The sequence below is a fragment of the bacterium genome, from assembly GCA_040755795.1.
Taxonomy (GTDB): Bacteria; UBA9089; CG2-30-40-21; order CG2-30-40-21; family SBAY01; genus JBFLXS01.
In genome coordinates this window covers 1-15,444 of the sequence record JBFLXS010000058.1, presented here as the reverse complement: position 1 = coordinate 15,444, position 15,444 = coordinate 1, and the positions used below count along the sequence as shown (strand labels likewise).

Genomic DNA, 15,444 nt, shown 5'->3' with positions numbered 1-15,444 from the left:
CAAAAAAGAATTTAAAATTAGAAATTGAGAATTAAATAGAAATTGAAAATTGGAAATTAGAAATTTAGATTAACCCATTAACTCGTTAACTCGTTAATAAAGAATAAATTAATAAATTAATAGCTTCTTATTGTAGCCACATCCACTCCTCCTCGGAAACTCTTAGTATAAGCAAAGAATTGTGATTGGACTTGACCGTCAGCATCAAAAATCCTCACCTGCGGCCCACCGCCAAAGCCAGCTCCAGTGATGATTTCGTCTTTGCCATCACCATTTAAATCTCCTGTTGAAACACTGACTCCGCCGCGGAAGTTTTTAGCATAGGCGAAGAATTGACCTCTAACTCGGCCTTGATTATCGAAAATTCGAACTTGTGGACCGCCGCCAAAGCCAGCTCCAGTGATGATTTCGTCTTTGCCATCGCCATTAAGATCTCCCACGGCTACATTGACTCCGCCGCGGAAGTTTTTAGCATAAGCAAAAAATTGACACTTTAGTGTCATCGTCCCGAGCGGAGCGAGGGAGCTCGAGGGATCCCCTGGCTGTCCGGAAACTCCAAAAATCCTTACCTGCGGTCCACCGCCAAAGCCAGCTCCGGTGATGATTTCGTCTTTGCCATCGCCATTTAAATCTCCCACCGTCACATTAACCCCGCCTCGAAAGCGCTGATCATAAGCAAAAAAATGAAACTTAAAATTTCCCTTTGAATCAAAAACTCGAACATGAGGCCCACCGCCAGAACCAGCTCCGGTAACAATTTCTTCATTCCCATCTCCATCCAAATCTCCCACAGCTACATTGACGCCGCCGCGGAAATGCGGATCATAGGCGAAAAAACTAGCTAAATCCAGGCCATTGGTTTTAAAAATCCGAATCTGCGGTCCGCCGCCAAAGCCAGCGCCAGTGACAATATTTCCTTTTCCAGAATAAGCTGTTAAATCTAAATAAACCTTTCGTACAGCCTGATAAATGTTTAGTCGACCCTTGCCTAATTGGCCGGCTAATTCAGGATTAGCTGCCTCAATATTAGAAACCTGGCTCAAAATAATATCTCTTATCTTGCCATTAGTCAGCTGAGGATTAACTGATTTTATCAGAGCGGCAGTACCAGCTACCAAAGGAGCTGCCAAAGAAGTCCCAGACCAATAACCACCGTAATATTTAGTAAAATCTTTATCCTCTGGATGATAAACTAAAGTGGAATAAATCCCTGTTCCTGGAGCAGAAATATCAATACAGCGGCCATAATTAGAGAAAAGAGCTTTTTTATTATTTTTATCTAAGGCAGCCACTCCAATAACATTTTCATAACAAACCGGATAAGCAGAAATTTTACTTAGATCAACTCCCTCCTGAATTGTATCATTGCCTCCGGCAGCCACTACCACAATTCCCTTCTCCCAGGCCCTCTTAATTGCTTGTTCTAATTCTTTAGAATATTCTGTGCCTACAAAACTCATGTTAATAACATCGGCCTTTTCTTGAATTGCATAATCAATGGCTTTGATTACGGAAAGATTATCTCCCATTCCCTGGCTATTTAAAACTCGCAGAGACATAATTTTAACTTTCCAAGCCACTCCCGTAATCCCTTGGCCATTGTTACCAGAAGCAGCGGCAATGCCAGCCACAATGGTTCCATGATTGATTCCAGCCAAAGAATAAGAAGTTGAAAATTTTGGCTGTGGATCAGCTAAATCATTAATAAAATCCCAACCATTAAGATCATCAATATAGCCATTATGGTCATTATCAATCCCATCTCCTGGAATTTCATCTGGATTTTGCCAAATATTATCTTTTAAATCAGGGTGATCAAGATCCACTCCTGAATCCAAAATAGCAATAACAACTTCTTCTGACCCCTTTTCCAAATCCCAACCTTGAGAAGCTTTAGTCCAAACCAAATTCCACTGCTCTGAAAAATCCGGATCATTTGGCAGAAATGCAAAAACGCCTCTTGTAATAATAAAGAATAATAAACTAATGGAAATAAAATAATTCTTTGACATTAGATTTTATACGGTAATTATTATGATTTTTTCATAAATAATATATTGGAATAAATTTTATTTTACAATTTTTAATTTTTTCTTCACCTAGATATCCCTTGGTTAAAATAAAACCCTCTTTGGGAGAAAATTTTTCAACAAAACTATAAAAACTTTTGCCAACAGTTGGTCTGGAACTATATTTAACTTCTATAGGTATTATTTTTTGGGCTTTTCTTATAACAAAATCAACTTCTGCTTTACTTTTTGTCCGCCAAAAATTTAAGGTTTCAAAAGGAACAGTTTTTCTACTTAAAGCTAAAAAGACAAAATTTTCTACTAAGTTTCCTAAATCCTGCCTTTGAGAACTTTTTCTAAAATCAAAAAGAGCTAAATTTCTTAAACCGTTATCCATAAAATAAATTTTTGGATTTTTTGTAAGTTCGGTCCGTCTATTAGTAAAAAATGGTTTAATAAAATTGATAATGTAAGTTTGCCTTAAAATCTGTAAATGCTTAAGTAAGCTGGTGTAACTAAGGCCGGAAATATTCGATAATTCTTGATAATCTATTAGACTGCCAATTTGAGTTGCCAAAAATCTTATTAGATGAATTAACTCATCTTCTGTAGCTAACTGCAAAAGATCTCTGACATCTTTTAAAAGATAATTTTCTAAAATACTTTCCAGTACCTTTTGCTTTTCAGTTATATTTTTACTTAAAATTACTTGTGGGTATCCTCCCCAGATAAGATAGTTCTCAAATAATTTCTCCATTCTTGAATTTATTTCTGAGCCAAAGGCTTGGCTTAATTTTAAAGAGAATAAATCTGGAATCCGTTCCTGAATCAAATCAAATAATTTTTTATCAGCATAAGAAAGGTATTCTCTGAATGAAAAAGGCCAAAGGACAAAACTGAACATTCTCCCAACCATAAATTTACCAGTTTGAAAGGTAAGTTCTAAAGAAGAAGAGCCTGAGATAATATACTTAGTCTTGCTAGTATCAAAAAGATATTTTAATTTTTTGCCTCCTTCTTTCGCGTATTGAAATTCATCGATAATAATAATCTGATATTTTTTATTTAAATCTTTAAAATCTTCAATGCTTTCCTGAAATAAAGCCAAATCCTCTCTTTTTTCAAAGGTAAAAAATTTGACCTTTTTATTGGCCTTTTTTAACTGCCTTTCAAGATGCCTAAGAAAAGTTGTCTTCCCGGCTTGTCTTGGCCCAACTATAGCCAAAAACTCCTTTCTTTTAAGAAATGGCTGAATTTGTTTTTCTAATTCTCTTAGAATATACATAAAATTTTAGCAGGGTTATTTTTATCTCCTTCTTAATTTTAGCAGGGTTAATCTCAAAGGTCAACCTTGTTATTTATAATATATCAAAAAAGAAAAATAAAATCAAACCCAGAAGACTGTCTGTTGCAGCCACGTGATAATGTCATACTAGAGCCATATAAAACTTATTTTCCGCGCTAAGGTAAAATCAATTGTTTTTTTAAATTTAAGCCTTTATTTTACTTATTTTTCGCGCTAAGGCAAAATCAGTTGATTTGAAAATCTATATCTTTATTTTATTGTATTGGAAGGTGTTTATTTTCCGCTTGGTTCCGCGTAAAGTTCCGCGGCAGTTCCGCGATTAAAACTTTCAACTATTTTAAGCCATTAATTTTAGTAAAAACAACTGAAAATCGCTTAGCGCGAAATAAGGGTTAAGCCATTAATTTTAGTAAAAACAATTGAAAATCGCTTAGCGCGAAATATGAGTAAAAGTACCTTTAACAACCCCCTAACCCTCCCTCTCCGCCAGTAGGCGGATCAGGACAGGCCGCTAATGACCCCCTAAAACACAGAGCCCCGGTCCGACGTAAGGTCGGACCGGGGTGTGAATTAGAGCGATAACCTTTATCGTTATCCTCTATTTTGGCCGATTTTTACGCTATCGACAAAACGTTAAATTCTGAAAATATTATGGCTTGACTAAGGTGTTGCCAGACATAGGCAGATTCTTGGTCATGGTGTCAGAAATATCTGCACCATTAGCTGTTCCATCAGACCAGCTTAGGTCAGCCGCAGCATTCTGGATGCTCAGCTGGAAGGAATCACCTTGAGTGGTAAAGTCTTGGAGATTAGCCTTAACATAATAAGTCTTGGAAGTACCAGCAGCAATGGTAGTATTCAATCCGGCAGCAAAATCAACAGTCACTCCACTATTTGGAATAGCCGTTACCTGAGTAGCTACGGTAGTGCTAGTAGAAGCATCATAAAGATCAAGGACACGAGCGGTTACCAAAGCACTCTTGTTTGAGGTAATAGTGAAGCGGATATTGTTGGCATTAGCGGCAGTTAGAGAAACATCACCACCAGCATTAGCGGAAATGGTAAACCTTAAGACTTCTACTGTACCAGGAATCAAATTACCCGAAGGTGAGGAAGCATGTAAACTGATGGTTGGCTTGGTCTTATAAACAATCATGGCATTAGCATCCTGGTTAGAAGCACCAGGAGTAGCAGCATAATTGTTAGAAGAAGCACCTTTAGCAATAATAGTATCAGTAGAAACACCGGTAATAGTAGCAGGAACTGCTATTCTAAACTGAACCTTCTTGACAGAAGTAGCATTAGCTGAGTCAGTGATATCTGCCTTTAAGGTAACCTTAATATCACCACCTTTTGGTACTGGAATATTAAGACCACTAAATACTGCTTGATTAGGAACACCGGCAGTTAGGGCTGGAATAACGCTACTTGAGCCACCAGACCAAGTAAGCTGCAGGTTCTTAACATTACCAGGAGTATTGTCAGCATGGATTTCATGGACAATAATCTGGGTGACAGTAAGGTTTTCAGTGTTGTTAGCAGCAAACTTCCAAATACCCATGGTTTGAGCCGTATTAGCCATAACCATCTGAGCGCTATCTGGCGTGCCAGAATCAATGGTAACAGTCAAAGTACCAGCATTAGCCGTGGTAATCTGCTGACCATTAGCTCCTGTAGCATCGGTGACTGTATTGTTGGTGGTCTTGCCAATACCAGAAGCAGTGGAGATCTTAATAGCATTAGTAGCAGTCCAGACCGCTCCGGAAAGGACATTAGCCTTAAGATCAACTTGAACTGACTGTCCGGCATTGATGGTCAAAGGAGTAGAAAGACTAAAGGTCTGAGTAGTCCCGGCCGTAGCACTTGGAGAATTAATGGTTTGACCATACTTGGTCCCACCGCTCCAAAGCTCTAAGACATCAAAGGCACTACCAATACCCTGAGCACCGTTAGCCGTGTCTCCAGCATTTCTATCAATAATAGAAATACTATTAACATCAACCCCTTCAGATGCACCAGCCTGCATTAACCAAGAACCAATAACCACTCCTTGAGAACCATTAACTACAGTCATATTAGCCACAGATGGATTCTTTACTGTAGCTAGAGTAGCCGCACTAACAGTTAAGCTATTAGCTAACATGTTAGCTCCTGGAACATTAAGAGTGGTCATGGAACTCTGTCTCTGGGCATTAGCGGCTCCAGTATTTAATCTAAACTGAATAGCATCGCCATTTCCTACTCCTGTACCTTGGATATCAGCTTTAGCTGTCAAGATCCTGGTACTACCGGCATTAACCGTAAAGTTGACATTAACCGCATAAGCAGTACCACCAGTAGCTGGGTTCTGAGTTGTCCCAACCTGACTTCCATCAACTAGAAGCTTAACATTATTAAGATCAGTAGCTCCGGTTAAATTGACCTGATAGGTCAAAGTAGTAATCTTAATCGCCTCGCCTACGGCCTTAAGTTCATAGCGAGCAATTTCTACTCCAGTGGCATTTAAAGCTACATTACCAGAGGGTGAAGCAGAGCTCAAAGTGACGCTCATGCTGCCTTGGTTGACAGCCGTGACATTGGCTGCCTGAATAATAGCCCAAGCATCAGCCTGATTTGGCTTAAGGTAGACATTGTAATTAGTATCTTTAACCACTACATCAGACATCTTTTGAATAGAGAATCTGAAGTTTCTGGAAGCTCCACCAGCTACATCAACCTTAAGGGAGATATTCTTGGTTACCCCAGCATTGATAGCCAAACCTGGACTGGCAGTCAGATCAAACTCTGCTCTGTTGCTGGCATCAAGATTAGCCAAGGTTGAACCAATCTGGGTGGCTCCATCATAAAGCTTAAGATTACTAAGATCAGAAGTAGAAATAGTTCCGACCATGGTTAAAGCGATTTTCTTAACTTCTACATTCTGATCAGCTGCTTGCAAGCTAAATTTCCAAGCTTCATGATTAGTGGTTCCTGGGTCAACCGTAGTTGAAGAAGAAACATCAGCCACTGTCAACTTACCAAGATTACTCACCGTAGCTGTACTCATGATATTACCTTGAGCTGAACCATTAACCGCAGCTCCATCAGTGGTCACATCAGCTGAAGAGGCAATACCTAGAGCAATAGTCTTGCCAGAGGTAGTCCCATTAGCTAAGTCAGCCTTAACAGTAATAGCCTTAGTTGTTCCTGCGCCAACTGTAAAAAGACCAGTTGAGTTAGTAAAGGTAATTCCCCCGCTAGAAATAGATGGATTCTCAGCAATTCTGGTGTCACCATCATAGAGATAAACATTAGAAAGATCAGCATCAGCCGAAATTCCTGATCTGGTTACCTTGACGGTATTTACTTGGACTGCCCCATCAGATGAAGCAGTAAAATTGGCCTTAAGGAAGGGAATCAAGGCCTGAGCTCCATCTCCTGAGGTGGTATCAGCCACAATGGTAGTAGCTGCTGGACTGTCAGCTGCAGTAGCCACAGTCAAACCAGTGCCAACCCCAACTGTTGGACCAGCGCCTGGGGTGACTAGAGCAGATTCTGCCCCAGTAATATTGGCTCCATCGGCATAGGTCTCAGTAGCAGCAATGGTGACAATGTTAGCTTTTCCATATCGATTGCCAGTATAAGCACTCCAAGAAGTAAAGGCTCGCTTTTGGCCGCCAGAAATCAAATACAAAGCTGAAGAAGCAGCATACTTGACCACAGTTCCATTAGGATGGGTGGTTGAGTCAGAAACCATGCTTCCAATAGGATAATTAAACTTGGAAAGCATGTTATTAGGAATCCACTTTACCAAAGTCCAATTTGGATCACTGTAAAGAGCCTGATAAACAGCAGCTGAGAGAATTGGTCTTAATTGACCATCAGCTACCACAAAAACACAGGAAGCATCTTTACCGTGGAGAGAAGAAGTTACTCCTCTAAAAAGTGATCCATCCCTAAATGGAATAGCTGTGCCGTCAGCATAACTTGCTAATTCAGCGCTCGTAACAGTCTTTACTGTTGAGTAATTAGAAGGATAACCCCATGAGTGATAAACAGAAGCATGAGGAAAAACTCGCTTACTTGATCCGGAGATTAAATAAAGAGCTGAGCTATCAGCGGCTTTAACTAAATCACCGTCAACAATAGTCGTAGCCATAGCAGGAACCACCGCTGCCAAGCTCATAGCCATCATAGAAACTGTTACACTCAAGGACAATCCTTTTTTCATAAATTTACTCATTTTCTTAAAGACGAATAACCACGAATTTAAAGACGAATAATCACGAATAATTCGTGCAGATTCGTAATTAATTTGTGAAAATTCGTTGCTTTTTAATTAAATCAAGCATCCTTTTACTCAATATTATCTTTAATCCTCTCTGATCTTAAATCTTAAATCTTAAATCTAATATTGAGTGCTCGACCTTTTAGAGCCACTAATCTTTAAGACTAATTTACACTAATAATTCCTAAATTAATGACTCTGCCAAGGATACTAACTGATAATATATTTTAATCTTCCCGACGTAACGTCGGGATCGACCTTTATTGTTATTTTACTCTTCGCTTTAATTTCTTATAAAAATTTTCTCTCGTTCCAATTATAATTAAAAGAACTATTAATTCTTCTTCAAAAATCTCATATACAATCCTATACTCTGTCTTTTTATGCTTAAATTTAAATCTCCAAAATCGCCTAAATTCTCCTTGTAAAATTTCTCCTTCATATGGATCTAAGGCAAGAAAAGGTAGTATTTCATTAATAATTTTCTCTCGTACCTCAAAGGATAACTTTTTCAAATCCTTTTTTACAGATGAAGAAATTTCAATATGATACATGATATTTGCTATATTTTTAATTCCTTCTTAAGTTGCTCAAGGGAAATTGTTTTTCCTTCTCTTAATTCTTTTTCTGCTTCTAAAGCCTCTCTTTCAAGCATAGCTAAAATCTCCGGCTTCTCCAGCCAGTCTCTAGTTCTTTTCTTCCGCCAAACCTTAAGCAATCTTTCATAAGCTTCTAGAATTTGAGAAGGCGTCAGTTGAATAGTCACTGGAATAGTTTTATTAGCAATAGTTGCAGTAGACATAACTTCTAAAAGTTCAAAATCAAAAGTCAAAAATTAAAAGTAAAGTTAAAAGTCCAAAGTATAGCCACTAATAAATCAATTCTTCAACAACCCCCCATAAACCCCTTGCTCTGGCTCCATCAACAAACCTCCCTTAAAATCACTTTTCACTTCCGGCTCCTCCAAAACCTCTTCCTTTTTTGAATTTCGAATTTCGGATTTCGAATTTCGGATTTCTATCTCCTCTTCCACAGTTCCAGTTATAACTGCTGTTTGAGTAACAACCTCCTCTGTAACTTCTACTGTTTCATCCCCAACATCTCCCGCGCTTTCCACATCTCCAGCATTTCCAGCATCCAAGGCCATCACAAAAATCTTCTCAGTTAAGTGCTTTTTGGCCTGAGCTAAAACCTTCTTAGTCTCAAGATCTTCAGTTTTTTTGTCAGTTTCATTTAGAATATCTTCAATTTCTTTACTTTTGATTTCTACTATTTTAACCACTTCTTCTATTTCTTTTATTTTATCATCCTTTCCTATTTTTTGCAATCCAACTTGAATTAAATCTAATTTATTTTGAAAGTCCTCAACTGTCTCAGTTATTCTCTCTGGTTCATGTTTCTCTACTAATTGGGCAAGTTCTTTTACTCTCTGCTCAGCAAATTCTACTTCTAATTTTACCTTATTTTCTTGTTTCGGAGCAATAGCAACTCTACCTTTTTCAAGAGCAATTTTTAGGGGATATAAAAACTGCCCTGGCAGACTATTCTTAGCTGCCTGAACAGTTATCACTGAACCACTAAAAATTATAGCTAAAATTAAGCAAACAGCCACTACAGGCCTTAAAATAGGCACTATTCCATAGATCCTATAGGACCTATCCGTCCTATAAATCCTATTGGCTTCAAAAACCAATTCCTCCCGAAAACTCTCTTTCCAGGCTTTTTCAGGCCGAATTTGCCTTAATTGCTTGATTTTGCTGATTAATTGGCGATTAGTCATTGCACTATATTAGACGAGAAAATGCTGTTTTTGTTACACCTCCCCACCCCTGTCATCCCGAGCGAGTCCCGTCCCGCACCTTTCAGAAAAGATGCAGGACGAGTCGAGGGATCCCGAAGTTGTCCGACGAACATGTTAGCGGTAACCACGGTTGCTGAACATTGAGCGGGATCCCTCGTCGCTCCCTCCCCCCGCACTTTTTTCAAAAGTGCGGGGTTCGGTCGCTCCTCGGGATGACAACCACTCCCTCAATGCCTTCAACCCCCGATGCACCAAAACCCTCACATTCCCTTCCTTTTTTCCAAGAATCCGGGCAATCTCTCCCACTGACATTTCTTCTAAATAATACAAAATAATCACTTCCCTATATTCATCCTTAATACCCCGCAAGGCTTTTTCTATTTTTTTTAAATCTAATTTTGCATCTATTCCTTCAATAAGATCTTCTGTTGTATTTTTCTCATCTCTAACCTCCAACCTCCCGTCTCCCACTTTCAAAGAAACTTCCTTTCCCTTTCCCCGATAAAAATCAATCACTAAATTTCTGGCTGTTTGATATAAAAGAGCCTGAAGGTTGTCTATGGTCCGAGTCTGATCACCTATATATTCTAAAGTCTTCAAAAAAACCTGCGAAGAAAGATCTTCGGCTCGTTCCTGAGAATCTATCCGAAAAAAAATAAAGCGATAAATTTTATCAAGGTATTTATCGTAGATCTTGGCATATGCTTCTGGGTTACCTCTTTTGGTTTGGTAGACTAGGTAGCGGTCTTTGAGGTTCATCAAGGTAATTATAATAGCAAAAACAAAAATGATAACAAGGGACCATCATTTTCTCATAGACACAGAAATTGGTTATTAGAAAATGGAAATCGGTTATGGAAAATGGAAATTGGAAAATGGTTTATTCCCTCGCTGTTCCTTCACCAATTTCTATTTTCTAATTTCCATTACTAATTTCCAATTTCCAACAACTATTTTCTATTCAATCTGGCTTCTTTGCTTCCTCGCTTCCTCGCTAGCAAAATCAAAACAAACAATAAAAGTACTACCAGCAGCCAGGGCCAGCTTCTCCAAAAAACTACCATCAGAGGAACAAGTTCTATCTTCAAATTAACAATATTATTTTCTGGCTGAAAAGGTCCAATCTCTCTAATTAGATATCCCCTTTTTACCACTTTAAGTAAATATCTTCCTTCTGGAACTATAAAACCATACTCTCCTTTCTGATTAGTAATCTGGGGATTTTTCTGATCATATTCTTCTGCTAGCCATCTTTCCCATTCTCCAGATTTCTCATTCAACTGATACAATGTCACTCTTGCCCCTTCTATTCCTGACATTTGACATTTGACATCTGACATTTGACATTTATAAATGTATCCATAACCTTCAACTAATAATTTAAAATGAATAATATCCTTCCCCAATCCCTCATCTCCCACTTCTAAACTCTCACCTCTATTACTAGATGGGGCAAATTGAAGAGCAAAAAGACTTCCTCCTGTTATAGTAAGGAGTAGAAAAATGGCAAGTAGGATTTTGGATAGATGTTCCATAAAAAATTATTGCATTGAGTTAAACAGAGTAAAGCAGAGTCTCTGTCTAACTCTATCTAACTCCATGCTAAAAACTTACTTTTAATTCTCCTATTTGATAAACCACTCCTAAATCCAAAGAATATCGGCCAGGTTCTGAGGGGCTGATAAAAGTCACCTCATAAGCACTTTTATCAAAATTTTCTTTCAAAAGATAAAGCTGATTTTCTAAACTAAGCCAGATGGTCTTAACAGGAAAAGGAAACTTTTCTTTGGCTATAGAAAGATTTATTGGAAAATCAGGTAAAACCTTTATGCCCTCTTCTGCAAGAGCCAACTCTATTTTCCCTTGAGCTACGGAAAAAGAAACATCTTTTACGTCTAAAACATCTTCTACATCTATAAGTCCTATAGCTGGCAAAGTGATTGGCAAAGGAGTGACTAGAGGAGGGATAATCTCTTCAGGAACTATTGGAACTTCAGGAGTCTGAGGAACAGCTGAAGCCAGAGCCCCAGAAGAATAATTTCCTGCCTGATCATAAGAAAAAGCAGTATAATAATATTTTTGGCTATTAATTAAATTTTCATCCAAGAAAGATGAATCCTTCCCTTGATAAACTAAAACTCCTTGTTCAGGGAAAATAGGATAAAGATCTCTACTTCTTTTAATCACTGCTCCCAAAAAATCAGGATCAGGAGGATTGATCCAAGAAAGATAAATAGCCCTATCTCGTCCTTCAGCCTTAAATGAAGCAATATTAGCTGGAGGAACTCTATCTGGAAGAGTCAAAGTAGTAAAAGTAAGATCCTGGGAAATTCTTTCATTACCAGCACTATCACGAGATCTGATTCGAAAATGATAAGTAGTTCCTGAACTAAGACCTTTTAAAGTAAGGCTGTGAACAGTATTCAAAGAAGGAGGCTCATCCTGAACTGTTCCTAATTCATAGGCCTGAGTCAAACCATAATCTATCTGGGAAGTGCCTGGTTCATTGGTTTTCCAATCTATAATTACTGAATGAGAAGTTAAACTATGGACTAAAATATCAAAAATATAAGGAGAAGCAATGTCTTGGAAAAATATAATCTTAGGGATCTCCAGAACTGTGACTGAAACTGTCACTCCTTTTTCTTCAATCATTTCTGGATAAATAATACCAAAAATACTCCCCAAAAGAAGCTGGGGACTGATGCCTTGGAAAGCGAGAGACAGAAAGGTGGCTAGAGTGAGAGTAGTGAGGAGTAGAAGGATGAAGAGAATTTTTGACATTTTATTATTTTATTAATGGGTTATTTATTAACGAGTTAATTTTAAAATGTCAAATGCTAAATTTCAAATATTTGACATTTGGATTTTAGTCTGCCAGCTGGCGGATTGACATTTAGATTTTGTAATTTGGGATTTTTAAAAACTCGTTAACTCGTTAATAAATAATAAATTAATAGAATAATTAATTAACTTCTCCTAACCTTCATCAAAGCCACACCCACAGCCAGTATCAAAATAACAACCAAAGAACCCCAGGGAAGCCATGGGTTGATAATTTCTCCTTCAGCTGTTTCTGTTAGCTTTGTTTCTGAGGGCTGGGTTTCTGAAGAAGAGGCTGGTAAAGTATCTGTCCTATTTGTCCTATTGGTCCTATCCGTCCTATCCTGATCCTGACAAGCATCGCCAATTCCGTCCCCATTAAAATCTTCCTGCTTAGGATTACCAAAATTAGGACAATTATCACAAAGATCACCAACTTTGTCTTTATCAGAATCAACTTGATCAGGATTAGGAATAAGAGGACAATTGTCTCTTTTATCAATAATCTCATCTCGGTCTTTGTCCGGAGCTTTACATTCATCTCCTATTCCATCTTGATCTACATCTTCTTGATCAGGATTAAATAATTGACAATTGTCACAATCATCCCCTACCCCATCTTTATCAAAATCTTCCTGAATAGGATTATAATCTTCCGGACAATTATCACAAAGACCCCCTTTTCCATCTTGATCTTTATCTTCCTGATCAGAATTAGCCTGATCAGGACAATTGTCTTCTGCATCAGGGACGCTGTCTTGATCAATGTCTGGCAGAGTAGTAGCGGGTAGGGTGATAGCTAGGGTGGGCAAAGAGAGAGTGAGGAAAAAAAGTGTAGTAAAGAAAATCAGTTTGAAAAATTTCATATGCTTGTTATTTTATTGTTTTATTAACGAGTTATTTATTAACGAGTTAAAACTCAATTAACAGTCAACAATTAACAATAAAATTTTTCTCTTCCATATTGTTAACTGTTATTTGTTATCTGTTAACTGAAGAACTCGTTAACTCGTTAATAAATAATAAACTAATAAAATAATAATCAAAAGACAGGCGTACACACATAAGTAATCACATTACCATAATCCCCAGCTTCTTGCAAGTTGCCAATCTCGATTTTATAAACAATTTTAGTTTCTTGGCCATCTACTTCATCATTATCAAAAGCAATTTCTTCAGCCTGGGAGGTTAGAGCGGCCCAAGTGTCATTTGCAGAAAATCTATCAAAGATTCCAGTACCCAAAGAAGAATCTGTAGTATGATAGCCAAATTTGCTATAAGTCACACTACCAGGCCAAGCCTGAGGAGAAGTATTAGTTCCAGCTACATCTGAAATAAGAGTAGCTGAGCCAATTTTGGTCATATTTTCATTTTCTTCAATAGTAATAGTATAACCTATCCGGGCATTAGTAGTGACCGTAAGGCTATGAGCGGCTACTTCTGGGCTGTTTAGATCCAAAGTTCCAAAAGCAACTGAAGTAGCCGTAGTAGTCACAGTAGTTATTTCTCCAGCTACAGTCACTCCTAAGCCAACTCCAGAAATAGTAAAAGATAGATCTGCCTCAATGTGAAAAGCTCCCTCTGTATTAGCCTCAACCCAAGAAGATTGGGCATTCCACTCATCAATAGCCTTAATCCGCCACCAATATTTTCCATCATCAAGATCCTGACCAGCTGATCCAGCAGTATAGGTAGCCCCGCTAGGCGGGGTTTGACCAACAGTAAAAGAAGTAGCTGTTGGAGTCATCAGTTCTGAGGTATAATCAACCACTGAGGAGGCAAAATCTGAAATCAAAGAAATCTGAATTTGAAATTTTACTTGATCATTGGTATCAGAATCAGAAAGAGTAAATTCTAAAGTTGGAGTCCGATCATAATTTTCTGAACCATTAATATAATTGGTCGGGCCTAAATTAGAAACACTAGGACTATTATTAGTATTTAGCTTATCAAAAGCAATCTCATAAGGGCTGGCAGTTCCAGAAACCAAAGCTAAACTCAAAACTACATTAGAACTATAATTTGATGATAAATAACTTCCTGCCGGAGCAGAAATCCAATCAGTGCTAGAAGCATCCCAAGAATCATCAATCTTTTGGCGATACCAAATATCAGTTCCTCTTTTCCAAAAAACCATTAAATCATCTTTTAAAGAATTATAAACTATATTTGGATCTTGGGAGGTATTGGAATCAATAGTAGTTGTTCCTGACCAATCAGTTGATCCATAAGGACTAAGACATTTTTTATATTGAAGATAACTTGAGGGATCAATATAAACTAAATGGATATTATAAGATGAATCAGCTAGAGCGGAAAATAATTCATGATCAGAAGGAATAGCTGGCCCTGAAGCAATAGAAGTAGTTGTTGCATCCCAAGAAGTGCCATTATATAATTTCCCCTCAAAAAAAGTATCTCTGATCCAAATTGCATAGATTTGACCTGAGCCTAAAGGAATTAAACTGGCATAATTTACAGCGGAAGTATTATCAACATTACTAAGATTGGTTGCTGAGCCCCAAGAACTAATATCATCGGGATTAGTGCTTTGTTTTACTTTTATATAATAAGCAATTCCATTATAATATCTGGCGGCTATCCAGAGCTTTGAATTTGAATCTTTAGAAATAAAAGGAATGGCATAGGAATCTGCTGTAGTGGTTCCATCAAAAGCAGTAGCAGCGGTAGTCCAATTAATCGTGCTTCCAGAGATAGTTCCTCGATTAGCTTTGATGTCATAAGAATCAGCTTCATAAGCAAGATAAACAGTGGAGCTATCAATCCACAGGGAAAAATCATCTCCTGAGGAAGCAGCTGCTACTGTAACTGGGGTATTAGTCCAGGAAAGACCATCTAAAGAATATTCATAGGCAATATCTCCTCCATCAAAATAAAAAGCCCAGTAATTTGTCCCATCATAAAAAATCTTCCTCTGATTAGAAAGAGCAGTGGCACTGGAAGAAGTAGAAGTGTCTATGGTAACCACTGCCTCTGCTGGTTGAAGAAGGAAGAGGAGTTGGAGGAGAATTATAAGGATGAGAAATGGTTTTGAGGGTTTCATGGTAATGACTTATTTTCCGCGCTAAGGTAAAATCAATTGTTTTTTTAAATTTAAGCCTTTATTTTAAGCCATTAATTTTAGTAAAAACAATTGAAAATCGCTTAGCGCGAAATATGAGTAATGAAGGGGCAAAAGAAGGAAAAGGATAGAAGGGGAGATAAGGGGGATAGGGGG

General features: G+C 37.9%; 11 protein-coding genes. All 11 read right to left on the bottom strand.

The window, feature by feature from the left end; all coding sequences use genetic code 11:
• Positions 1-116: 116 nt before the first annotated feature.
• Entirely contained in the window at positions 117-2,012 is a 1,896-nt protein-coding gene (locus AB1414_06085) for a S8 family serine peptidase (protein ID MEW6607011.1), read from the bottom strand.
• Between the two features lie 31 nt (positions 2,013-2,043).
• Entirely contained in the window at positions 2,044-3,294 is a 1,251-nt protein-coding gene (locus AB1414_06080; protein ID MEW6607010.1) for an ATP-binding protein, read from the bottom strand.
• A 670-nt stretch (positions 3,295-3,964) separates the two neighbouring features.
• Positions 3,965-7,525: a hypothetical protein gene (locus AB1414_06075; protein MEW6607009.1), complete on the bottom strand. Its 3,561-nt coding sequence runs from the start codon at positions 7,523-7,525 to the stop codon at positions 3,965-3,967.
• A gap of 323 nt (positions 7,526-7,848) precedes the next feature.
• A complete protein-coding gene (locus tag AB1414_06070) occupies positions 7,849-8,136 on the bottom strand; it encodes a type II toxin-antitoxin system mRNA interferase toxin, RelE/StbE family (protein ID MEW6607008.1) in 288 nt (95 codons plus the stop codon).
• 8 nt (positions 8,137-8,144) lie between these two features.
• Complete coding sequence (locus tag AB1414_06065) at positions 8,145-8,414, bottom strand: hypothetical protein (GenBank protein MEW6607007.1); 270 nt, start codon at positions 8,412-8,414, stop codon at positions 8,145-8,147.
• Between the two features lie 45 nt (positions 8,415-8,459).
• Positions 8,460-9,275 carry a DUF5667 domain-containing protein gene (locus AB1414_06060; GenBank protein MEW6607006.1) on the bottom strand — a complete coding sequence of 272 codons (816 nt, stop codon included), beginning with the start codon at positions 9,273-9,275 and terminating at the stop codon, positions 8,460-8,462.
• Between the two features lie 222 nt (positions 9,276-9,497).
• Entirely contained in the window at positions 9,498-10,142 is a 645-nt protein-coding gene (locus tag AB1414_06055) for an RNA polymerase sigma factor (protein ID MEW6607005.1), read from the bottom strand.
• Between the two features lie 191 nt (positions 10,143-10,333).
• Positions 10,334-10,918, bottom strand: a complete 585-nt coding sequence (locus tag AB1414_06050; protein ID MEW6607004.1) for a hypothetical protein — start codon at positions 10,916-10,918, stop codon at positions 10,334-10,336.
• A gap of 67 nt (positions 10,919-10,985) precedes the next feature.
• On the bottom strand, positions 10,986-12,167 hold the full coding sequence (locus AB1414_06045; protein ID MEW6607003.1) for a fibronectin type III domain-containing protein: 1,182 nt from the start codon (positions 12,165-12,167) through the stop codon (positions 10,986-10,988).
• Between the two features lie 185 nt (positions 12,168-12,352).
• Positions 12,353-13,072 carry a thrombospondin type 3 repeat-containing protein gene (locus AB1414_06040; GenBank protein ID MEW6607002.1) on the bottom strand — a complete coding sequence of 240 codons (720 nt, stop codon included), beginning with the start codon at positions 13,070-13,072 and terminating at the stop codon, positions 12,353-12,355.
• Positions 13,073-13,248: 176 nt separating this feature from the next.
• On the bottom strand, positions 13,249-15,270 hold the full coding sequence (locus AB1414_06035) for a hypothetical protein (GenBank protein MEW6607001.1): 2,022 nt from the start codon (positions 15,268-15,270) through the stop codon (positions 13,249-13,251).
• Between the last annotated feature and the right edge of the window lie 174 nt (positions 15,271-15,444).

Excerpts from the sequence above, each read along its gene's own strand:
- AB1414_06050 (MEW6607004.1), bottom strand. The coding sequence starts at position 10,918 with ATGGAACATCTATCCAAAATCCTACTTGCCATTTTTCTACTCCTTACT.
- AB1414_06035 (MEW6607001.1), bottom strand. The coding sequence starts at position 15,270 with ATGAAACCCTCAAAACCATTTCTCATCCTTATAATTCTCCTCCAACTC.
- AB1414_06045 (MEW6607003.1), bottom strand. The coding sequence starts at position 12,167 with ATGTCAAAAATTCTCTTCATCCTTCTACTCCTCACTACTCTCACTCTA.
- AB1414_06055 (MEW6607005.1), bottom strand. The coding sequence starts at position 10,142 with ATGAACCTCAAAGACCGCTACCTAGTCTACCAAACCAAAAGAGGTAAC.
- AB1414_06085 (MEW6607011.1), bottom strand. The coding sequence starts at position 2,012 with ATGTCAAAGAATTATTTTATTTCCATTAGTTTATTATTCTTTATTATT.
- AB1414_06075 (MEW6607009.1), bottom strand. The coding sequence starts at position 7,525 with ATGAAAAAAGGATTGTCCTTGAGTGTAACAGTTTCTATGATGGCTATG.
- AB1414_06070 (MEW6607008.1), bottom strand. The coding sequence starts at position 8,136 with ATGTATCATATTGAAATTTCTTCATCTGTAAAAAAGGATTTGAAAAAG.
- AB1414_06080 (MEW6607010.1), bottom strand. The coding sequence starts at position 3,294 with ATGTATATTCTAAGAGAATTAGAAAAACAAATTCAGCCATTTCTTAAA.
- AB1414_06040 (MEW6607002.1), bottom strand. The coding sequence starts at position 13,072 with ATGAAATTTTTCAAACTGATTTTCTTTACTACACTTTTTTTCCTCACT.